The sequence below is a fragment of the Salinisphaera japonica YTM-1 genome, from assembly GCF_003788585.1.
Lineage (GTDB): Bacteria > Pseudomonadota > Gammaproteobacteria > Nevskiales > Salinisphaeraceae > Salinisphaera > Salinisphaera japonica.
This window is the reverse complement of sequence record NZ_AYKG01000004.1, coordinates 1-21,538: the sequence shown is the minus strand read 5'-3', so window position 1 is coordinate 21,538 and position 21,538 is coordinate 1. Positions and strand designations below refer to the sequence as shown.

Sequence of the window (21,538 nt, the reverse complement as noted above, 5' to 3'; positions counted from 1 at the left end):
ATGGTCGGGCGCGCGTGTTAACGTCAGTTTTGATCCGCCGTGGATCGCTACCGCCTGGTATCCGTGTTGTCCGACCCCCAAACAGCCTCGCCTTCGCCGCGCCTCGTCGAGGATTTTGATCAAACGCTGGTGCGCCTGGCCGAGGCACCGGCGTTTTCGAAATACACCCATCAAAGCCAGCTGCTGGTGCGTACGGCCAAGCTGCTCAAGGCGCCGGGCGGCGTGGCCGTGCTGGCTGACCGGGCTGACGGGTTCGATGCGGCCGGCGTGTTCGCCGGCACCGACTGGGATATGCCGGCCGGCCTGCAGCCCGCGCTGGTCGGGCCCACGCTGCGCGCCGGTGGCGACTCAGCCACCCTGGAATGCCTGAGCGAGCTGCGCCTGTTGGCCATCGCCGAGGCGCGCACCGCGCACGCCGGGCTGTCGGCTCAAGACGCACGCGCGTTTCTGGCCGAGGCCATGGCGGCCAATCTCGATCTCCTGTTCGGCGAGGCCACCGAGGCCTCGCGCGAGCGCTCGGCCGCGGATAGCGCACGCCTGCACGGGCTGTTCGACCTGTTGGCGCATCGCCTGGGCATGGGGCTTATTCTCGACCGGCTGCTCGCCGAGGTAGCCGAGATCATGGCCCAGCGCCCGATCATGAGTGATCGAGCCGTCGCTCTTATTCAAGCAGCCGGCCAGGCGATTACAGAAACCAGCGTTGACGACAGCGTGGCCGCGGTGGCCCGCCACTGGTTGTCAGCCGTCGAGGCCCCCAGCGTGCTTGCCCAGGCCGAAGGCGATGGCTACGCCGCGGCACTCGCCGCCTGCGACGCTGACCAGCTGGCCGCCGAGGCCGGCGTTTTCGGTGCTTCGATGAACGAAACAGGCCTGGTGTGTCGTGACCACGCTGTTCTGGTTCGTCATCTATCCACGCACGCGCCAGCACTGATTCCGGCGGCACTGGGCTGTAGCACGATCGGCCAGGCCGCTTATGCCGCCCACGCCCCGGCGATCGGCGCGTTGATCGACCAGGCGATCACGCCGGACACGGCCTATGCCATCTATGGCCTGTCGCGCCTGCTGGGGGCCGGCTTGGTTTTTCAACGGCCCGTGCTGCCCGGCCTGCAGCGTCTGGCGCGTCTTGCGCTCCACCCCGACGCCGTGGCGGCTCTGTTACCCGAGGCGCCGGCCGATCACGAGCGCGCGCGCACTCGGCTGTTGGCCGGGGCCTGTGCGGTGCTCGGCCAGCCGCGCGGCGTCGATCAGGGACACAACCCGACGTGCCAGTCCGCGCGGGCGATCAGCCTCTGGGCACAGAATGATCCGGGCTATCTGCTTGATCTGATCGCCTCGGCCGCCCGTGACCACGATATCGTCATGGATTTCGAGGGCCAGGTCATGCACTCGGCCGGGCTCGACGCCGGCATGGCCAAGACACTGCATACCGAGCTGGATGCCGTGTCGCGTCTGCTTACGCCACACATCGATCGGCTCTATGTCGAGATGGGTCGACGCACGGTCGGCCGGCTGGGCGACGGCCATCGCTGGGTCAACCCGGAGATGCATGGCTGGTGGGTCACCCGCGATTTCGCGGCACTGATCGAATTATCGACCAACGCGATCACCGATTGCAGCGGTTTCCTGCGCGCCTTCTGCAGCGCTTATCACCCGGCCTATAACGGTGACCGCGCGCTGGTGTATGCCCAGCCCTGTGGCATCGCGGCCACGACATCGAGCGGCGATTGGGTCGGCTGGCACGCGGTCGCCATTCAGCGCGTCGCCCAGGACGGCACCGGCGCCTGGCGGGTGTATTTCTATAACCCCAACCGCGACAAGGCCCAGAACTGGGGCCACGGCATCGTGACCTCGACGTACGGCAACGGCGAGCTCGAGGGCGAGTCGTCACTATTGTTCGAGGATTTTGCCGCGCGTCTGTACGTGTTTCATTACCGCGCCGCCGAGACCGGTGATCCCACCCGCGTGCCGGATACGGCCATCGAGGCCATACGCGCGGCCATTGCCGCCAGCTGGGGCAAGGGTTTTGAATGGCACGAGCGCTGAGCGCGCCACACCGCTAGCGGACCGATCCAGAAAAAAGGTTCGTCGCAGATCAGCGGGATTCGAGAATGACAGTCCGCAAATAGATGCGAATAAACCGCACATAAAGACCACAGGCACAAGTGGTTATGGTCTGTTCTTGCGAATCAAGTCTGCGATGAAGATCCATGAAAAAGGTTTTTCCGGATAACCCACGTTCAGCGCGCGCGTTGGAGCGGCGGGCGTCGCTTCGATGCCACATCGAAGATTATTTGCGCTCATTTGTGTTCTTTGCGGACAAGTCGCCCGCGCGGCGTGGCGTCCGGCTAATCTGCGCTGAACCAAAAAAGCCTCCGCGAACGGAGGCTTTTTTCTTTACTGGCTAAGCGGGCAGCAGGCTAGACGTAATAGTCCAGCTCTTCCTGATGCTTGAGCAGATCACGCAGCTTGTGCGGGCTGTCGCCGAAGAAGAACACCAGACCCCAATGGGTGCCGAAGGCGTTGCGCTTGGTTACGGTTTCCTGCAGCGGGGCGTTCAGTTCGTGGAAGTCGAAGTATTCGTGCTCGCTGACTTCCTGTGGAATCTCCAACTTGGAGACCACGCGCTTGCGCGGGTAGACGCCGAAGCAGCCGGCATAGCCCTTGGCGCCGGTGACTTCTTCCGGGAAGAAGGCATCGACCTCTTCCTGCGTGGTGTTCGGGTCGAAGACCAGCATCGAGGCTTGGTAGGCGCTGAAGCCGTAGGCACGCTCGATCAACTCGAAGGCCTTGAAGCCCGGCGGGCGATAGGCCACTTCGCCGAAGTACATCGTGCCGTCCGAGGTCACGAAGTATTCCGGATGGATCTGACCGAACTTGATATCAAAGGTCTTGATCAGCAGCTCGATCTGCTGCGTGATCAGGTTACGCCAGGATTCCAGCTCCGGCGTGGCCGGCACGAACACCGAATAGCCCAGCGTGACGTACTCGGAGATATTCAGGAACTGGATCTTGCCGTTCCAGACCCAGGCCTCAACCGCAAACTCCCAGCCGTCGAGATGGCTTTCCATCAACAGCGGGTATTCGGCATCCGGAATCTGCTCGATCTCTTCGGCCGACTTGATCATGCGATGACCCAGACAGCCGGCCTTGTCGAAGGCCTTGAGATGGATCGGGTCTTCGGTATCGCCGTCCAGCTTGAGCAGCGTCTGGTTCACGCGCTTGAAGAAACGATAGACATCGTCGCGCTCGTGGGCTTCCTCGAAAATACCGACACGAATACCGCCCAGCTGGGCACGACGCTTCATCAGCGCCTTGTCGCGGAACAACACGGCCTGACCGTGCAGACGCGGGTTATCCATCAGCACGGAGTTGATCGCCCCGGCCCATTCGACGACTTCCTCGAACAGCGGCACCGCCGCGTCGACGCCCATTTCCTTGAGCTTTTCGGCGATTTCCAGCGAGCGGTCGTTCAGACGCTCGAAGTTCCAGGGCACGAAAGGAATATCGTGCTCTTTACAGTAATCTTCGGCCCATTCCGGGGCGACGACGACATAGCGCCGATCAAATCGTTCGGCGGCTTCGATGGCGCCCATCGCCCAGCCCAGCAACGCGATATACCCTTTTTCCGGATTTTTTTCTGCCATGTCGATTCCATCAGACGATGTGATATATCGACGATAGCACACCCGCATGCTGCACTTATGTGTGTCTGTTGTCGAATGGCTGCTTCAGGCTTGCCCGCAGCCGCCCATGCGCTGTCGCGAGCGCCGTGGGCACGCGAACTCTGGCTAACCGTGGCCGAGTGCGGCCTCGAGAACCTCGACGCAGTCGTCATCAATCTTGTGGGTGAGCAGATCGTCGGCCCGGGTTTTGCCGTAATTGATGGCCATGACCGGCAGCCCCGTGCGCGCGGCCTCGCGCACGAATCGAAAGCCCGACCACACCATCAGCGACGAGCCGGCCACCAGTACCGCGTCCGAGGCGCGCAGCCCGGCCCAGGCGCGTTCGACCCGGGCCTTGGGCACCGAGCCACCGAAAAACACCACGTCGGGCTTCAACACGCCGCCGCACATCGGGCAGCCGGGCACGTTGAAGCGCGAGTAGTCGACGTCACCCAGCTCGATATCGCCGTCCGGGCGGATCGCATCGGCATCGGTCAGCCAACCGGCGTTGGCCTGGATCAGCGCGGTCTGTACCTCGTTACGATGGATACGATTGCCACACTCCAGACACACCACGCGATCCAGGCGCCCGTGCAGATCCACCACGCCGCGGCTGCCTGCGGCTTGATGCAGCCCGTCGACGTTCTGGGTCACCAGCAACGACAACTGCTCGCGTCGGCCGAGCCCCGCCAAAGCCTCGTGGCCGGCGTTGGGTCGTGCCCGGGCCACCGGCGGCCAGCCGGCCATGCTGCGGGCCCAGTAGCGCTGGCGTTTATCGTGCTGCGAGATGAACGCCTGATGCTGGATGGGTGTGGCCCCTTTCCAGCCGCCCTGGCGATCCCGATAATCAGGGATGCCCGAGCCCACGGACAGGCCGGCCCCGCTCAGCACGAACAGCCGGCGATGCGCGTCGATGAAATCGCGCAGCGCGGCGACGTTATCGCTGCGTGCGCTCGCGGGCGCGGTATCGACTGCGGTCGTGCTCAAGAGATCGCCTCGACGACAAAACCGGCTTCACGCAGGCTGTCTCGCAGACCGGCCACCCCCTGAAAATGATGCGCCTGCCAGCCAGCGCTGTATGCGCCCTCGACGTTTTCCAGACGATCATCGATTAGCAGACATGCCTCGGGATCGGCGCCCAGGGCTGCGGCAACGCGGGCATAGCCTTCCGGGTCGGGCTTGCGATGGCCGACCACGTGCGAGGCAAACGGCTCGATGATGTCGTCGAAGAAAGCGAATTGCCGCTGGATATGGCTCCAGTGCACCGGGTTGGTATTGCTGTAGCAGGCGATATTGATGCCCGCTGCCGACAGCTGGCCTACAAGCGCTGCCGTATCGTCGAAACAGCCCGGCAGCATGGCGTTGAGCGCGACTACGAAATCTTGGCGAGACAGCCGTGTCGTCGCGGCCTCGTTCAACGCGCCAAGCAGCTCGTCGACGCCCAGCGCGCCCGTTTCGAAGCGCTGGATACGCGACAGCCCGTCGTCCTCGTCTGGCGCGAGCAACGCCTCATCCAGACGGGCCTCGGCCATGCCGAATGCCGCGGCCAACCGCGCGTGCGTCACGTCACCGGGGGCGACGTCGACGAGTACGCCGCCGAGATCGAATATCAGCCAGTTGGGAATCTGCGTCATAGCGTGACTCTACGCATGGCCCGACCGGGTTCGATGCAGGCGTTATTTCTTGTCGGCATCAAGCAGCGCGTTGACCTTGTCGATATAACCCTGTTTGGCGGTCTCGGCGTCGGTGCCCTTGAGCTTGGCCCAGGCATCGTACTTGGCGCGGCCCTTGAAATCGGTCATGCCTGGGCGCTTGCCGGATACGTCGCCTTCCTTGGCTTGTTTGAAATGCGCATAGAGAGCCAGGAGATCATCGTTACCCGGCTTCTTGCTCAGGGTTTCGACATCTTTCTGGGCCTGTTCGAAGTCGGCTTGTAGATCGGCCATTGGGGTCTCCTCTTTTTTTAAACGATCGATTTTCGAGTCTATACCGCGGCCCGGACCCACGTCACGAACCGGTGGGCCGGTGTCTGGCCATCGGCGGCGATGTACTGTTCGGCCTCGATACGCCAGGCCGACCAGTCGACCGGGGGAAACCAGGTGTCTCCGGCGTATTCGGCCTGGATATGCGTGATATCCAGACAGTCGGCCGCGGCCAACACCAGGCGATAGACCTCGGCCCCGCCGATCACCATCAGCTCGGGCGCATCGCCGGCTGCGGCCAGCGCGGCCTCGACCGAGGCGACCCGCGTGATGTCGTCCCGAGCATCCAGCGCGCTGGAACGTGAGAGCACGATATTGTGACGGTTGGGCAACGCCCGGCCGATGGACTCGAACGTCTTGCGGCCCATGAGAATGGGTTTACCCGTGGTCAGTCGCTTGAAGCGCGGCAGATCGCCGGGAATATGCCAGGGCATGTCGCCGTCGGCGCCGATGAGCCGGTTTTCGTCCATCGCGGCGATGAGTGTGAGCCTGGGCCTGGAATCCTTTGAGGTCATACCGCGATCGGTGCCTTGATGCTCGGGTGGCTGTGGTAATCCTCGACAGTGATGTCGTCGAAGGTGAAGGCGAACACGTCATGCACCTCGGGATTGAGCCATAGCCGCGGTGCCGGCTTTGGCGCGCGTGCCAACTGGGTTTCGACCTGATCCAGATGGTTCAGATACAGATGCGCATCGCCCAGGGTGTGCACGAACTCGCCCACGCCGAGCCCGCACGCCTGGGCGACCATATGCGTGAGCAGCGCATAGCTTGCGATATTGAACGGCACCCCGAGAAACACGTCACCGCTGCGCTGATAGAGCTGACAGGACAGCCGCCCCTCCGCGACATAGAATTGAAACAGGGCATGACACGGCGGCAGCGCCATGTCATCGACCTGGGCCGGGTTCCAGGCCGTGACCAGATGCCGGCGTGAATCCGGGTTGTGCTTGATGGCCTCGATCACACGGACCAGCTGATCGATGGCCTGGCCGTTCGGGGCCGGCCACGAGCGCCACTGATAGCCGTACACAGGGCCCAGATCCCCGTTGGCATCGGCCCACTCGTCCCAGATGCGCACCTTGTTATCGCGCAGATAGCCGATATTGGTATCGCCGGCGATGAACCACAGCAGCTCGTGGATGATGGCTCGCAGATAGAGTTTCTTGGTCGTAAGCACGGGGAACCCACGATTCAGATCAAAACGCATCTGGCGGCCAAAGACCGAGCGCGTGCCCACCCCGGTGCGATCAGCCTTGGTCACGCCGTGATCGCGAATCTCGGCCATCAAATCCAGGTACGGCTGTTCCAGTGCCTGCATCACGTCGCGTCCTGACGGGTGTCTGTCTTATTCGGATCGGTGCGCGTATAGGCCCAGATCAGCATGATGATGCCGGCGATGATCATCGGCGCCGAGTAGGCCATGCCGAGCGTGACCCAGCCAAAGGCGATGAACCCGGCAAAAGCATCCGGCTGGCGGAAGAATTCACAGAACAGACGAAACGTGCCGTAGCCAAGAAGAAACAGCCCCGAGACAGCCGCGCGTGGCCGTGGCCGCGACGAATACAGCCACAGGATGACGAACAACGCCAGCCCTTCAAGACTGGCCTCGTACAGCTCCGAGGGATGACGCGGCTGCGGGCCGACGTCGGGATAGACCATCGCCCAGGGCACTTCGGCGACCCGGCCGACCAGCTCGCCGTTGATGAAGTTGGCGATCCGCCCGAAAAACAGGCCCACGGGCACGATCGGGGCGATGAAGTCGGTGATCTGAAAAAACGTCCGGCGAGTCTTGGCACCGAAGATCGCCGAGGCGATGAACACCCCGATCATGCCGCCATGAAACGACATACCGCCGTCCCAGACCGCGAATATCTGCAGTGGATGGCCGAGGAAAAAGCCCGGCTGATAGAGCAGCACATAGCCCAGACGCCCGCCCAGCACCACGCCGAGCACGACATAGAACAGCAGATCGCCGACCTCTTCGCTGTTCCAGCGGATATGGGGCAGACGCGTGCGCCAGACCGCAAGCCCCCAGCCAACCAGGAACGACAACAGATACATCAGGCCGTACCAGTGCACGGCAATGGGGCCGATCGAAAACGCGACCGGGTCGATATCAGGGCGTACGAACATGGGCAGTATCGCTACGGTATGGAATAACAGGCCGCGCCGATCGAAGAATCAGCGCACCCAAGCATAGATATGATCATCTTGCGGGCCGATAACATCCGCTCGGTTGGGCCGTGCCGAGCGCCGTCGCAGACAGCCTTCAAACTGCATGTCCAGGCCCCGCAAAACGCCTGCCGAGGCCGGGTTATCGGCGTCAGAACTGGCCCAGATACGATAGACATCGTCCAGTGACTGCACCGCCTGCATCACGGCCGTGGCCGCCTCGGTGGCGATACCGCGGCGCTGATGGGCCCGCGCGACGATGAAACCGATCTCGACCCCGTCGTCGCTGAACTGGGCCGATACCATGCCCACGACGTCGCCTGGATCACTCAGGGCGATCACATAAGCGAAGTCATCGCCGGCGGCCCAGCCGTCGGCGACATCGTCCAGATGATCGTCAACATCGTCACGATCGACGTGCGTCGGCCACACCATATAGCGGGTAGCCACAGGGTCGCTGGCGTAGGCCCAGATCGACGAGGCATCGTCGCGCGTCGGGGGGCGCAGCGTCAGCCGATCGGTGACGAGTCGGCGCGGCATGACGATCACGCGGGCCGGCCTCGCACTGGCCCCGGACGGCCCCGGCCGCAACGTCTCATCAGCCGAGCGCTTCGGCGTATTCGGCGCCGAACTCGTCGGCCAGGCGGGCCTTGAAGCCATCCAGCGTGAACGAGTGGTTCTGCGTGCCCGGGCGCTCGATCTTGATCGTGCCCATCAGCGAGGCGATCCGCCCGATCGTCGGCCAGTCACAGCCCTGCTGCATGCCGTAGATCAGCCCGGCGCGAAACGCATCGCCACAGCCGGTCGGATCAGCCAGTGCCGCCGGGCTGCCGGCCGGAATCTTGTGGGTCTGGCCATCGGCGTAGATGATCGAGCCGTTGCCCCCCTTGGTGATGATCAACGCCTTGAGCTGTGCGGCGATGTCGGCCTCGCTCATGCCCGTGCGGTCACGCACGAGCTGTGACTCGTAGTCGTTCAAGGCCAGATAAGACGCCTGCCCGATGATGGTCTTGAGCTCGTCGCCGTTGAACATCGGCAGGCCCTGGCCCGGGTCGAACATGAAATCGATGCCGGCATCGGCAAACTGTTGGGCATGGGCCACCATGCCGTCCTTGCCGTCCGGCGAGACCACACCCAGCGTGATGCCGGTATCGGCCGGCACGCTCTGCTCGTGGGCATGGTTCATGGCCCCCGGATGAAAGGCCGTGATCTGATTATCATCCAGATCGGTCGTGATATAAGCCTGGGCGGTATAGGCGTCGTCGATGACCTTGATGTAATCGCGGCTGATGCCGTGCTCGGCCATCCAGTCGCCGTAGTCGTCGAAATCCTTGCCTACGGTGGCCATGGCCTGTCCCTGGCCACCGAGCAGTGCCAGCGAATACGCGATATTACCGGCACAGCCGCCGAACTCACGACGCATATCCGGCACGAGAAACGACACGTTCAGCATGTGAACCTGATCCGGCAGGATCTCGTTCTTGAACTGGCCCGAGTAGACCATGATCGTGTCGAAAGCGATCGAACCGCAAATCAGAGCGGACATAAAACATCCTTTATCGGCAAAACCAATACCCGGCGGGGCATATATGGCCGGTATCTTGCCATACTTGCGCAGGGCTTTTTATGGCCGGCGCCCGCCCGCCATCAGACCGGCTCGCGCAAGGCCTCAAGCAGAATCGACTGCCAACGCTCGGCCGCCAGCGGGTAAGCCGCGTGGTTCACGGCCTCGGCGTCAACGCGCCGGGCGATCACCCCGCAGATACAGGCCGCGTCCAGGCCGAACGTTGCACAAACCGTGAATAGCGCGGCCGCCTCCATTTCAAAATTGGCCACGCCCAGGGCGCGCCACTCGGCCAACGAGCCCTGAAACGCGCGGCGCACGTAGCCGGAGTGGCTGTCGTAGCGCTCCTGGCCCGGCCAGAACGTATCCGACGAGGCCGTGATGCCCACATGATGCGGCACGCCCAGGCGCTCGGCGGCGGCGACCAGCCGTTGGGTCAGCGAAAACGAGGCCACCGCCGGATAGGCCAGCGGCGCATAGTGGCGGGAGGTGCCCTCAAGGCGCACCGCGGCCTTGCTGATCACGATATCGGCGAAATCGATATAGGGCTGGATCGCGCCCGTGGTGCCGACGCGGATGAAACGCTTGATGCCGATATTGGCCAGCTCCTCCACGGCAACCGCGGTCGAGGGCGCGCCGAGCCCCGACGAGCACACCAGCACCGGGCGCCCGTCGACATGAGCCAGCCAGGAACAATATTCCCGGTTCTGGCCCAGCGCGTACGCCTGGTCGTCCAGTGCCCGCGCCAGATCCGCCACGCGGCCCGGATCGCCGGGTAACAGCACGTCGAGCGCCCCGCCGATATCGGCGGCCGACAGGCCGATATGATATTGCCGTGCCTGGCTCATGAATCTGTCTCGTAGGTGATGGGCCGGCCGGTCAGGCCCGTCGCCGGCAGATCGAAAAATGCCGCGACCGTGGCCCCAACGTCGGCAAAGCCGTCTCGTCGCCCGTGATTGCCGGGCGACACGCCGGCGCCGTGCAAGAGCACCGGCACGCATTCACGGGTGTGGTCACTGCCGGGTGCGGTCGGGTCATTGCCGTGATCGGCGGTGATGATCAACCGGTCATTCGGTGAAAGCTCGGCCAGAAAACGCCCCAGCCGGGCATCGAAAGCCACAAGCTCGCCCGCGTAGCCCGCCACGTCACGACGATGGCCGTACTTGGAGTCGAAATCACAGAAATTGGCGAACAGAAAACCCGGCTCGGGGCGATTGGCCAGCGTGTCCGCCAGCGCATCAAAGACCTGTTCCTGGCCGGTGGCCGGATGCTGTGTGTCGATACCGCGATGCGCGAACAGATCACCGATCTTGCCGAAGGTGATCACCGGCACGCCGTGTGCCTGTAACCGGTCGAGCAGCGTGGCCGCGCTTGGCGGCATGGCGAAATCACGCCGGTTATCGGTGCGCCTGAAATCCCCCGCCCCCTCGCCCACGAAGGGCCGGGCGATGACGCGAGCGATACGATAGGCATCACACAAGGTCCGCGCGGCCTCGCAGACCGCATAAAGCCGTGCCAGACCGAAGACACGCTCGTGGGCGGCGATCTGAAGCACGCTGTCGGCCGAGGTATAAACGATGGGGCGCCCGCTCTGGACATGGGCCTCGCCGTGCTCGGCGATTACCGCCGTGCCCGAGGCGCGCCCGACAGTAATGACACCGTCGATGCCGGCCTGCCCGGCCAGTGCCTCGAGCAGGCCCGCCGGGTACGGATCAGCCGAATCGCGGCCGAAATAGCCCCAGTCTTCGTGCACCGGCAGGCCGGCGATCTCCCAGTGACCGCCGGTGCTGCCCTTGGGCCGGCCGACAGGCAACGCATGGGCCCAGGCTGCGTTGTCGTTTACATCGCCGATGTCGTGGGCCAACGGCTGGCCGCGGGCGGCCTCGGCTGCGCGGGCCAGGCCCAGACCGGCCAGAACCGGCAAACGAAGATCCCGCGTTTCGGCCACGATATGCCCCAACGTATCGGCCCCGTCATCGCCGTAGCCCGCCGCGTCAGGGGCCGCACCGATGCCTAGCGAATCCATGACCAGAACAATACACCGCCCGGCACTCATGTCAGGCTCGTCAATGCGCCGGGCAACAGAACAGCCAGCCCGCGCGGCGCCGAGCGGGCATCGGCCGTGACCGACATCACCCTACAATCAGGGGCTGCCAGCTCGACCAGTTTCTGACGACACTGTCCGCAGGGCCAGGTGAACGTCAGGGCCTCGGTAGCCACAACCACGGCCACGATCGATATCGCCCCGGCCGTGCTGACCATGTTGCCGATCGCGCTGGCCTCGGCACACTGGCCGCTGGGAAAAGCGATGTTCTCGACGTTGCAGCCGGCATGGATCGTCCCGTCGAGGCTCTGAAGTGCTGCCCCCACGGCAAAGCGTGAATACGGCGCATGGGCATTGGCCCGCACCCGCCAGGCCGCGGTGATAAGCGCCTCCCAATCAACGACAGCGGGCATCAGGGCGTCTCGCTCTGGATCGGCGGGTCGTTGATCACGAGTCGCAGCACGGCATAGACCCCACAGGCGATGACCGAGGCGATCACCGTCCAGGGCAGCGTTTCGATCCACACGCCCGGCAAGACCTTGAAATAGCCCAGCAGCGACAACGCCACACCGATCACGAACGCGATACAGGCACTCGGGCGAAACTGTTCGGCAAGCCGCTGTTTCTTCTCGAAGAACGCCGAGACCGGCGTGGCGCGTTTTTGAATCAGCACCCAGTCGAACATCATCAAGAACGTGAAAGGAAACAGGAACACGCCCAACACCGAGAGAAACGGCTCCACGTGCTCCAGAATGCCGCCGACCGCCATGAGGGTGGCGATCAGGCCGAGCACGAGCGAGGCGATCGGCTGATCCAGGCGATGCGGCGTGCGTACGGTTTCGCTGGCCGCCAACAGCTTGGTCACCGCCGGGTAGAGATTCATGGCGTTGGTATGGGCGATCGCCAGAATCACGCCGAGTGCCGCGATCGCCCCGCCGACGGGCAGGTCCTTGGCGATCAGCGCGATGTTCCACTCGCCGGTCGAGGCCTTGCCGATCAGCCCCAGCACGCCCATCAACAATACGGGCAAGAGCACACCCACGGTGGCCGCACTGAAATAAGCTGCGCGCCGGGCCGGGGGCTCGTCGGCAGTCTTGGGCGGGCAAAAGCGCGAGACGGTCGAGAACTCGTAGGCCCACGCTAAAAGCGAGAAACTCAGGATCGTCTGGATAATAGCGCCCCAGTGCACCGAGCCGGTGGCCTCGAAAGGCAATACCAGCGGGAACCGGGTGACCATGTAATAGATCAACACGCCGTAGCTGGCGATGAAGATCAGCGCGGTCCAGTTATAAAACCGTTCCAGCCACTTCATGCCCAGGAACACGAGCGCGGTCTGGCCGATACCCAACAGCCAGTACCAGAGCATGCCGTAGCCGGGATACAGCGTGGACAGGATCTGGCCGCCCACATCGGTGTTCAGCCCGAACCAACCCGCCCCCACGATGGTATAGAGAATCGACAGGAAGAAACTGGCCCCGGGCCCGAAGGTCGCCCGTGCGGTGACCAGTGAGATCAGCGGTACTTCCCGGCCCTGCTCGGAGAACAGTCCTGCCGGAATGATGCCGATCAGCCCGGCGATGATTACCGCGATGAAGAAATTGGTCAGCCCCACGTCGTAGAGCAGCAACCCGATCACCGGCGTGGTGGCTGAGGCCGAGGCCAGCCCCCAGATCGAGAACAGCGATAGCGCCGACATATCACGCCGTGCCTCGGGCACCGGGGCGATGCCGATCGTCTCGACGTTTTCCGAAGCACGCTCGGCGTGCGGGGTCGCGTTCTGGGGGTTATTCATAAATCCTTGATGGTTCAGAACTGCCAGCCGATAGCCAGGTAATAGCCCCAGCCGTTTTCATCCAGGCGCTGCGGGCCGTTGCCGAAATCCAGGATCGCCCCGTCCTGCCATTGCCCGCCGTTCTTGAAATAACGCGCGGCAAGGAAATAGCGCAGATGGGTGTAGGACAGGATCAATACGTTGGTTTCGACCAGGGCCTCGTTGGTGCGAAACGCACCCGCTCGATCACCCAGCTCCGAGCCAAAGTCATAGTTCAAAAAGCCGACATAAAGCAGATTGCCATCCAGCGGCGCACGGCCCAGCGGCACCGAGTAATTGGCCTGAAAACGATAGCCGTCCCAGGTATCCACGGTCGGCGCATCGTAATAAGCAAACTGACGCCGGAAGAAGAAATTGACTTCCAGATTGACCGGCGAATGGGTGTCAATAGCCGCCCCGGGGCCGACATAGAACGTGTTCTGGCGCGAGCTGCGGTTATGACCGACATCCAGGATATAGTCCGTGGCCACGAACCATTCCTTGATCGGGCCAAACCCGAAATCGCGGCCGAACAGCCGGTCGAGCGACATACGCGGCTGTAGCTCGGTGAAAAACGGCGAGCCGTCGGCGTCCCAGACGCCGTTATTGAAATCACTGCCAACGCCGAAAATCTTGTTGAAGTCGATATAGCCGTAGATATCGAACGGGCCCTTCGTACCGAAGAACTCGTATTCGAGATAGATATCATCGACCGGGCGCGGGCCAAAACGAATATCCGTCGAGCCGATGAACTGAACCTGCTGATGAAACCAGTCCGACAGATACGGGCTATCTGAATCGCCCTGCTCGGCTTCATCGGCATCTGCCCCCACAGGCACTTCAAGCTGTTCAGCGCCCTCGCCGGCCTCGGCCCGGGCAGCGCCAGCCATGACCAGGCCAAGTACGACGCATAGCCAGATCAAGGCGCCACGGGCGTGTCCGGGCGGCATCAGTTGGCCCCGGCCGCCAGGCCGGCCAGGCGCTGCTCGATACAGGCAAACGCGGCCTCGTCGTCGATGGCCGTGGCCCAGCGCGCGTTGACCGGCCGGCCGGTGGCACCGGCAATATCCACGGCCGTGTGGCCGTAGGTCACGGGGCTGTCGGTCTCAACGGCCAGATGGCAATCCACGAGATCGAAAAGCGAGGGGGCGATGAGAAAAAGTGCGGTACACGGGTCGTGCAACGGCGGGCCATCATCGGCGGCAAACGTCATTCGATTGGCCGTGCTGTCGAGCATGTCGGCAATCACCGTTGCAACAGGCGTGCCGATCGCGCGTAGCCTTGCCCGTCGCGGCCCGGTCATACGCAGTTGATGGGTTACATCCAGGCCAAAAATCACCAGCGGTATGCCGGCCGCGGCCACACGAGCCGCGGCGTGCGGATCCACCGCCATATTGAATTCCGCCGAGGGGGTGATGTTGCCGCCCGCGCTGCGCGCCCCGCCCATCAACACGATCTGCTCGATGCCATCGACGATGTCCGGCGCCATGATCAGCGCCGTTGCAATATTGGTCAGCGGGCCAGTGGCGATGAGCGTCATCGGCGCCTCGGCGGCCCGCAGCGCATCGATCATCGCGGGCACGGCGTGGGTGTCGATCAGTGGCGTGCCGGGCGTGGCCGGCGGCAGGCCGTCGACGCCGGTGGCCCCGTGTACGTGCTCGGCCGTGGCCAGGCCGCGCATGAGCGGCGCCGGGCAGCCGGCGTAGACAGGCACCTGGCGCCAGCCAGCCCAATCACAGGCCAGCCGGGCATTATGGGTCGTCAAGGCCAGCGGCACATTGCCGGCCACCGTGGTGATTGCGGCCACCTCAAAGACCTCGGGCGCGGCCGCGACCAGCATGAGATTGATGAAATCGTCTTGGCCCGGATCACAGTCGATGATCACGTGTTTGGCTGTCACGGCACTCTCTTGTTGTTAGTCGCCCAGCAAGGCCACGCCGTTGCTGGTGCCGATACGCGTGGCGCCGGCCTCGACCAGAGCCAGGGCGGCCTCGCGGGTGCGCACCCCGCCTGACGCCTTGATGCCCATCGCCCCGCCCACGGTGGCGTGCATGAGCGCGATATCGGCCACCGTGGCCCCTCCGTCGGCGAATCCGGTCGAGGTCTTTACGTAATGTGCACCGGCCGCGCGGGCGATTTCACAGCCGCGCCGTTTGGCCGCATCGTCCAGCAGGCCGGTTTCCAGGATGACTTTCAAGGAGGCCGAGCCACAGGCTTGGCGTACACGGGCGATATCGTCGGCCACATAGGCCTCATCGCCTTCGAGCAGCGCGCCGATGGCGATCACCATATCGATCTCGCGGGCACCGTCAGCCACAGCCCGCCGGGCTTCGCCAGCCTTGATTTCGGTGGTGTGAGCGCCCAGCGGAAAACCAACCACGGCGCAGGTCGCCACGTGGCTACCCGTCAGACGATCGGCCACCGCCCGTACATGACGTGGATTGACGCAGACAGCCGCAAAGCCATGGGCCAGCGCCTGGTCGCAATACCCCGCGATCTGATCGCGGCTGGCTTGGGGCTTGAGCAGCGTATGGTCGATACGCGCGGCGAGGTCATACAGGGCGTGGCTCATGACAAATCGGCTCGATCGTGCATTGAACGAGCCGCATGCCGGGCACGCCAACTCGTTGTGGCGTCACGACACGTCCGATCTCGTTATACGAATGACGCCCGGCCGTTCCCCAAACCGAGCGCCTGTATTATCGCTGCAAGTAGCCCGCGACAAAAGCATGGCGACGCCGCGATCAGGCCACGCTGCGTGCGTCACCCGTTTCGGCCTCGAATTTCAGATCCAGATTCTTGGCTGCCGCCACCTCGTCGAGCCGGCGGACCGGCAGGTTGAACGGGGCCTCGGTGAGTGTTGTCGCATCCACCCTGGCCTCATCCCAGATCGCGATCATGGCGTCCACGAAGCCGTCGATCGTCTCGCGCGACTCGGTCTCGGTCGGCTCGATGAGCAGACATTCGGGCACCAGCAGCGGGAAATAGACCGTGGGCGCGTGATAGCCGTAATCCAGCAGGCGCTTGGCGAAATCACCCGCGCCGACACCAAGCTCCTGTTTCTGGCGCTTGAGCGTGACGATGAACTCGTGGCTGGCCTTGCGCTCGGGATAGGCGACATCGAAGCCGGCAGCCTTGAGCCGGGTCATCAGGTAATTGGAGTTCAACGTCGCGAACTCGGCGACCCGGGTCATGCCCTCGCGCCCCAGCAGACGCGCATAGATATAGGCGCGCAGCAGCACGCCGGCATTGCCCATGAACGCCGACAGCCGGCCGATGGTATGGGGCACGTCGCGCTCGTCGAGCCAGCGATAAGTCGTACCTTCGCCCTCGCCGTCACGCCCGACCACCGGGATCGGCATGAAATCCAACAGACGCTTGCCCACCCCCACGGCTCCGGAGCCCGGCCCGCCGCCGCCGTGCGGCGTGGAAAAGGTCTTGTGCAGGTTCATATGGATGACGTCGAAGCCCATATCGCCCGGACGTGCCTTGCCCAGAATGGCGTTCAGATTGGCGCCGTCGTAATAGAGCAGCCCGCCGGCTTCGTGGATCATCTTCGAGATTTCCAGGATGTCCTGCTCGAACACGCCCAGCGTGGACGGGTTGGTGAGCATGATACCCGCGGTCTTCGGCCCGACCTTTTCCCGCAGTGCGGCCACATCGACGTCGCCGTCACCGTCAGCCGGGATCTCGACCACCTTGCAACCACACATGACCGCCGTGGCCGGGTTGGTGCCGTGGGCCGCCTCGGGCACGAGAATCTCGTCGCGCTCGTAATCGCCGCGGGCCTCGTGATAGGCCTTGATCATGGCCACACCCGTGAACTCGCCCTGGGCGCCGGCCATCGGCGTGAGCGAGACACCGGCCATGCCGGTCACGGTCTTGAGCATCTCCTGCAGCTCGTAGAAGCAAGCCATCATGCCCTGGCCGTGGCGGGCCGGGGCCAGCGGATGACGGCCCAGAAACCCCGGCAACGAGGCCAGCGTGTTACAGGCCCGCGGGTTGTGTTTCATCGTGCACGAGCCCAACGGATAGAAGTGCGTATCGATGGAAAAATTCTGCTGCGACAGCCGCGTGTAGTGACGCACGACATCCAGCTCGGAGACCTCCGGCAGGCCGAGCGCGGTACGGCGCATGGCGGTGGCCGGCAGGTCATCGATGGTCGGGGCACTGGCCGGCGCCTGGGCGGCAGCCTGGCGGCCGGGACGGCTGTGTTCGAAGATCAGTTGTTCGGTCATGGTCGTCATCGTTGTCTTGGCGCCGAGCGGCTCGGCGACTGGGAAATCAGACGCGCGGCGAAGCTAGTCGCGCGATAGCGCGGCCATAGCGGCCTCGTAGTCCGGTTCCTGGGCGATTTCACTGACAAGCTCGGCGTGCACTACGCGATCGTCGCCGTCGGCCACGATCACGGCCCGGGCACACAGGCCCGCCATCGAGCCGTCCTCGATCAGTACGCCGTAGTCCGCGGCGAACGCTTTGTCACGCATCATCGACAGCGTGACGCCGTTTTCCAGCCCTTCGGCAGCACAGAAACGGCTGTGGGCAAACGGCAGATCGGCCGAGACCTGGAGCAGCACGGTATCGGCAAGCGCTTCGACGCGGGCGTTGAACTGCTTGACCGATAGCGCACAGGTCTTGGTATCCAGGCTGGGAAAGATATTGAAGATCTTCCTGCGGCCGGCGAAATCCGCCAGGCCCACGTCGCCCAGATCCGAGCCGGTCAGACGCATGGGCGCCAAGGTATCGCCGACGGCCGGGAAACCGTCATTGATCTGCATCGTCTCGCCGCGGCGGGTGATCGTCACACGCATCAGGCGGCCTCCGTCTCGTCGGCCAGCACGTCCGCCAAGGCCTCGGCGAAGGCCGCTAGATCGCCGTCCGTTTTGGTTTCCGTGGCACAGACGAGAATGACGTTCTCGGTACCGGCATAGAACCGCGACAGATCGAGTCCGCCGAAGATATCGCGCTCGGCAAGCTGGGCCAGCACGTTCTCTGCTGCCACCGGCAGGCGCAGCGCACACTCGTGAAAATAGGCCGAGTCGAAGACTTTCTCGACCCCGGCAATCGCCGTCAGCCGGGCCACCAGATCACGCGTGGTGGCCGCACAGGTGGCGGCCACGTTATGCAGCCCGGTATTGCCCATCAGGCTCATGTGGATCGTGGCCGCGGTGACCAGCAGGCCCTGGTTGGTACAGATATTGGAGGTAGCCTTGGAGCGGCGGATATGCTGCTCGCGCGGTTGCAGCGTCAGCACATAGCCTTCGCGGCCTTCCATGTCGGTGGTCTTGCCGACCACACGGCCCGGCATCTGGCGCACATGCTTCTTGCGACAACACAGAATGCCGAAATACGGCCCGCCCCCGGCCATGGGCGCGCCCAGCGGCTGGCCTTCGCCGACCACGATATCCGCGCCCTCGCCGTGGCCCCATTGGCCCGGCGCCTTCAGCAGCGCCAGCGACAACGGATTGACCACGCCGATGGCCAGCGCGCCGTTATTCTGCGCCCAATCGGTCAAGGCGTCGACATCCTCGATGGCGCCAAAGAAATTGGGCTGTGGGATGACCAGCGCGGTGATGTCTTCATCGGCCCAGGCCGACAGCGCCTCGCGATCGATCAGACCGGTCGTCTCGTCGTAGCCGATGGCCTCGAACGTGATCTGCTGGTTCTTGCAAATGTTGTAGGCCACTTCGCGATAGAACGGGTGCACGCTGGCCGGCATGAGGATGCGCGCGGATTTCGACTTGCGATTGGCCCGCACGGCCATCAACACCGCCTCGGCCAGGGCGGAAGCGCCGTCGTAGAGCGAGGCGTTGGCCACGTCCATGCCGGTCAGCCCGGCCATCATCGACTGGTATTCATAGACCACCTGCAGCGTGCCCTGGCTGGCCTCGGGCTGGTACGGCGTATAGGCGCTATAGAACTCGCCGCGCGTGGTGATCTCCCAGACCGCTGCCGGAATATGATGCTCGTAGGCCCCGGCGCCGATGAAACACAGCCCGGGGGCGTCCTGGCTGGCCCGGTCGTGCATCAAGCGCGTGACGGCCTGTTCGCTGGCCCGCTCGGGCACGGCCGAGATATCGACATCGCGCAGCGACGGATCGATCTCGGAGAACAGCGCATCGATCGAGTCGGCGCCGGTGGCAGCCAGCATCTGCTGGATATCGTGGTCGGTATGCGGGATGAAAGGCATAAATCAGTCGCGTTGGCAAAGCCGCGCGCACCGGATTCTCGGCGCGCCAGAGGCAATCGTTGAGACGGGTTAGCTTTCTTCGGCGTCGACGATCTCGCCGTAGGCTGCGGCATCGAGCAGCCCGTCCAGATCGTCGGCGTTGTTGACGGCCATCTTGAACAGCCAGCCCTGGCCGAAGGGATCTTCGTTGACGCGCTCGGGCGACTCGTCCAGGTCTTCGTTGATTTCGACGATCTCGCCGTTGACCGGGGCATAGATATCCGATGCGGCCTTGACCGATTCCACCACGGCCACGGCGTCCCCGGCCGATACCTTGGTACCGGCTTCGGGCAGCTCGACAAACACCAGATCACCCAGCGAGCCCTGGGCATATTCGGTGATGCCGATGGTGACCGTGCCGTCGCCGTCGTTGGCGATCCATTCGTGGGTCTTGGCGTAGGACAGATCCTTGGGGATTTCGCTCATGGCCGTACTTCCTTGTCGGGGCTTGGGTAGTGATTCGAAAATGGCAGCCGATTCGATGCACTCGGCCGTGCGGGTTTGATCAATCGGTGTTCGACGGGATGCGTGAGCGGCCCTTGCGCACGAACGGGTAAGCCACGATACGAGCCGGCTTCCACGCCCCGCGCAGTGACACCTCGACCTCGCCTGTCCAGGCGACGGGCACACGCGCCAGCGCGATCGAGCACTGAACGGTCGGGCCGAAACTGCCGCTTGTGATGACACCGGCTGCCGCCTCGGCGCTCGTGTGTTCATCACCGGCCGGGCGTACGGCCGCGCCGTGGCGCATGACGCCGCGAGCCCCCAGCACCAGCCCGACCAGCTTCTTGCCGTCGTCGAGCTCTCGTGCCAGCTCCAGCGCGTTGCGGCCCACGAAATCACGCTCGGCCGGCTCGAACGCCACGGTCCAGCCCAGGCCGGATTCCAATGGCGTGGTGTCCTCGTCCATGTCCTGGCCATAGAGATTCAGCCCGGCCTCCAGGCGCAGCGTGTCACGCGCGCCCAGGCCGATCGGCGTGACACCGGCCTGTTGCAGCGCCTGCCAGGTGGACACCGCATCCGCGGCGGCCATGACGATCTCGTAGCCGTCCTCCCCGGTGTAGCCGGTCCGCCCGATCGACCACTGGCCGTCGGCAAAGCCACGAAACGTCTTGAGAGCGGCCGCGCGTTCGGCGTGCTCCCCCAGGGCGGATGCGATCTTGTCGGCGGCTTTCGGCCCCTGGACCGCGATGATGGCCGAGTCGCGGAATTCCTCGACGCTCACCTCGTGGTGCTCGGCCATGCCGTGCAGCCAGGCCATATCTTTTTCCGCGGTGCCGGCATTGATGACGATGCGGTACCACTCTTCGCCCAGGTGATAGACGATCAGGTCGTCGATCACCCCGCCACGGGTATTGAGCATGCAGGTATAGAGCGCCCGGCCGATCTCGTCGATCTTGGCCACGTCGTTGGCCAGCACGTGTCGCAGAAAAGCCCGGGCTTCGGGGCCATACACATCCACCGGGCGCATATGCGAGACATCGAACATGCCGGCATCCTCACGCACCGCGCGGTGCTCGGCGATCTGGGAGCCGTAGTTGATCGGCATGTCCCAGCCGGCGAAGTTCACCAGTTTGGCGTCAAGGGCGACGTGTTCAGCGTGGAGCGGCGTTGTCTTTGCCATGCGATCGACTCTGGGCGCGTGGGCGGCATGAACGGCGCTATCGGCCGTGATTCGTTGTCCGCCGCCCCTCTGTCCTGGCACCTGAGAGATTAGCCCCGTCGGTGAACCGCGTTTTGGCGGTTGCTCTCCAGAGTCGATCGTGGCCGCAAGCAGCCGGCGCGTAGTCCGTGAGCCTGAGCGTTTCCGGGCGGGAATTGCGCCTTCGGCGGCGACACATCGTCGTGCCGCTCTCTCCTACGCGATTTGCGATCGCAACTTGACTATACCGAGGCCTGGAGGGCCTGCCAAATCCCGTTTGCGCAAACCGGGCCGCCGAGTGTCCGGTTTTCGCAGCAGGCCGCGGTTTTGCGGCCATCCGAAATGCGGCCCGCGGGCCAGCCGCGCGCGAGGGCTAGATACCATCTCGCCCGACTGAAACCAAGCGGCTCACCGAGCGATCTGAGGCTGATAA

22 protein-coding genes and 2 riboswitches are annotated in these 21,538 nt (G+C 64.0%); of the genes, 1 reads left to right on the top strand and 21 read right to left on the bottom strand.

Annotated features, from left to right (window positions below; translation table 11 throughout):
- Positions 1-66: 66 nt before the first annotated feature.
- A complete protein-coding gene (locus tag SAJA_RS02220; protein WP_148070949.1) occupies positions 67-2,043 on the top strand; it encodes a hypothetical protein in 1,977 nt (658 codons plus the stop codon).
- Positions 2,044-2,417: 374 nt separating this feature from the next.
- Here the strand turns inward: SAJA_RS02220 and SAJA_RS02215 are convergent, their stop codons facing one another.
- The 21 genes from SAJA_RS02215 to gcvT form a co-directional block, all read right to left on the bottom strand.
- Positions 2,418-3,644, bottom strand: a complete 1,227-nt coding sequence (locus SAJA_RS02215; protein ID WP_123657037.1) for an ATP-grasp domain-containing protein — start codon at positions 3,642-3,644, stop codon at positions 2,418-2,420.
- A 144-nt stretch (positions 3,645-3,788) separates the two neighbouring features.
- Positions 3,789-4,649, bottom strand: a complete 861-nt coding sequence (locus tag SAJA_RS02210) for an NAD-dependent protein deacetylase (protein ID WP_123657036.1) — start codon at positions 4,647-4,649, stop codon at positions 3,789-3,791.
- Positions 4,646-5,296 (bottom strand): HAD family hydrolase, encoded by a 651-nt coding sequence (locus SAJA_RS02205; protein WP_123657035.1) that lies wholly within the window; start codon positions 5,294-5,296, stop codon positions 4,646-4,648. The genes SAJA_RS02210 and SAJA_RS02205 overlap by 4 nt, the downstream gene beginning before the upstream one ends.
- Before the next feature lie 42 nt (positions 5,297-5,338).
- Positions 5,339-5,608, bottom strand: a complete 270-nt coding sequence (locus SAJA_RS02200; RefSeq protein ID WP_123657034.1) for an acyl-CoA-binding protein — start codon at positions 5,606-5,608, stop codon at positions 5,339-5,341.
- Positions 5,609-5,646: 38 nt separating this feature from the next.
- Positions 5,647-6,159, bottom strand: coding sequence for a dihydrofolate reductase (locus SAJA_RS02195; RefSeq protein ID WP_123657033.1), 513 nt, complete (start codon positions 6,157-6,159; stop codon positions 5,647-5,649).
- Entirely contained in the window at positions 6,156-6,962 is an 807-nt protein-coding gene (locus tag SAJA_RS02190; RefSeq protein WP_123657032.1) for a thymidylate synthase, read from the bottom strand. Before SAJA_RS02190 ends, SAJA_RS02195 begins: the two co-directional genes overlap by 4 nt.
- Positions 6,962-7,777, bottom strand: coding sequence for a prolipoprotein diacylglyceryl transferase (gene lgt, locus SAJA_RS02185; protein WP_123657031.1), 816 nt, complete (start codon positions 7,775-7,777; stop codon positions 6,962-6,964). The genes SAJA_RS02190 and lgt overlap by 1 nt, the downstream gene beginning before the upstream one ends.
- A 48-nt stretch (positions 7,778-7,825) precedes the next feature.
- The gene (locus SAJA_RS02180; protein ID WP_184999708.1) at positions 7,826-8,356 is read right to left on the bottom strand and encodes a GNAT family N-acetyltransferase; all 531 of its coding nucleotides are present in this window, start codon (positions 8,354-8,356) and stop codon (positions 7,826-7,828) included.
- A 58-nt stretch (positions 8,357-8,414) separates the two neighbouring features.
- Positions 8,415-9,362: a carbohydrate kinase family protein gene (locus SAJA_RS02175; protein ID WP_123657029.1), complete on the bottom strand. Its 948-nt coding sequence runs from the start codon at positions 9,360-9,362 to the stop codon at positions 8,415-8,417.
- A 101-nt stretch (positions 9,363-9,463) separates the two neighbouring features.
- On the bottom strand, positions 9,464-10,228 hold the full coding sequence (udp, locus tag SAJA_RS02170) for a uridine phosphorylase (protein WP_184999707.1): 765 nt from the start codon (positions 10,226-10,228) through the stop codon (positions 9,464-9,466).
- A complete protein-coding gene (locus SAJA_RS02165) occupies positions 10,225-11,436 on the bottom strand; it encodes a phosphopentomutase (RefSeq protein WP_123657027.1) in 1,212 nt (403 codons plus the stop codon). Before SAJA_RS02165 ends, udp begins: the two co-directional genes overlap by 4 nt.
- A complete protein-coding gene (locus SAJA_RS02160; RefSeq protein WP_123657026.1) occupies positions 11,433-11,837 on the bottom strand; it encodes a cytidine deaminase in 405 nt (134 codons plus the stop codon). Before SAJA_RS02160 ends, SAJA_RS02165 begins: the two co-directional genes overlap by 4 nt.
- Positions 11,837-13,216, bottom strand: coding sequence for a purine-cytosine permease family protein (locus tag SAJA_RS02155; protein ID WP_123657025.1), 1,380 nt, complete (start codon positions 13,214-13,216; stop codon positions 11,837-11,839). Before SAJA_RS02155 ends, SAJA_RS02160 begins: the two co-directional genes overlap by 1 nt.
- 14 nt (positions 13,217-13,230) lie before the next feature.
- On the bottom strand, positions 13,231-14,184 hold the full coding sequence (gene tsx, locus SAJA_RS02150; protein WP_123657024.1) for a nucleoside-specific channel-forming protein Tsx: 954 nt from the start codon (positions 14,182-14,184) through the stop codon (positions 13,231-13,233).
- Complete coding sequence (locus tag SAJA_RS02145; protein WP_123657023.1) at positions 14,184-15,134, bottom strand: nucleoside hydrolase; 951 nt, start codon at positions 15,132-15,134, stop codon at positions 14,184-14,186. The genes tsx and SAJA_RS02145 overlap by 1 nt, the downstream gene beginning before the upstream one ends.
- Positions 15,135-15,149: 15 nt before the next feature.
- Positions 15,150-15,806, bottom strand: coding sequence for a deoxyribose-phosphate aldolase (deoC, locus tag SAJA_RS02140; protein WP_123657022.1), 657 nt, complete (start codon positions 15,804-15,806; stop codon positions 15,150-15,152).
- Positions 15,807-15,978: 172 nt separating this feature from the next.
- Positions 15,979-17,481 carry an aminomethyl-transferring glycine dehydrogenase subunit GcvPB gene (gene gcvPB, locus SAJA_RS02135; RefSeq protein WP_123657021.1) on the bottom strand — a complete coding sequence of 501 codons (1,503 nt, stop codon included), beginning with the start codon at positions 17,479-17,481 and terminating at the stop codon, positions 15,979-15,981.
- Positions 17,482-17,535: 54 nt separating this feature from the next.
- The gene (gene tpx / locus SAJA_RS02130; RefSeq protein WP_123657020.1) at positions 17,536-18,045 is read right to left on the bottom strand and encodes a thiol peroxidase; all 510 of its coding nucleotides are present in this window, start codon (positions 18,043-18,045) and stop codon (positions 17,536-17,538) included.
- Positions 18,045-19,424 (bottom strand): aminomethyl-transferring glycine dehydrogenase subunit GcvPA, encoded by a 1,380-nt coding sequence (gcvPA, locus tag SAJA_RS02125; protein ID WP_123657019.1) that lies wholly within the window; start codon positions 19,422-19,424, stop codon positions 18,045-18,047. Before gcvPA ends, tpx begins: the two co-directional genes overlap by 1 nt.
- Positions 19,425-19,493: 69 nt before the next feature.
- Positions 19,494-19,889 carry a glycine cleavage system protein GcvH gene (gene gcvH, locus SAJA_RS02120; RefSeq protein WP_123657018.1) on the bottom strand — a complete coding sequence of 132 codons (396 nt, stop codon included), beginning with the start codon at positions 19,887-19,889 and terminating at the stop codon, positions 19,494-19,496.
- Positions 19,890-19,968: 79 nt separating this feature from the next.
- The gene (gcvT, locus tag SAJA_RS02115) at positions 19,969-21,087 is read right to left on the bottom strand and encodes a glycine cleavage system aminomethyltransferase GcvT (protein ID WP_123657017.1); all 1,119 of its coding nucleotides are present in this window, start codon (positions 21,085-21,087) and stop codon (positions 19,969-19,971) included.
- Between the two features lie 59 nt (positions 21,088-21,146).
- A riboswitch (glycine riboswitch) is annotated at positions 21,147-21,228 on the bottom strand.
- Between the two features lie 10 nt (positions 21,229-21,238).
- Positions 21,239-21,334, bottom strand: a riboswitch (glycine riboswitch).
- Positions 21,335-21,538 lie beyond the last annotated feature (204 nt).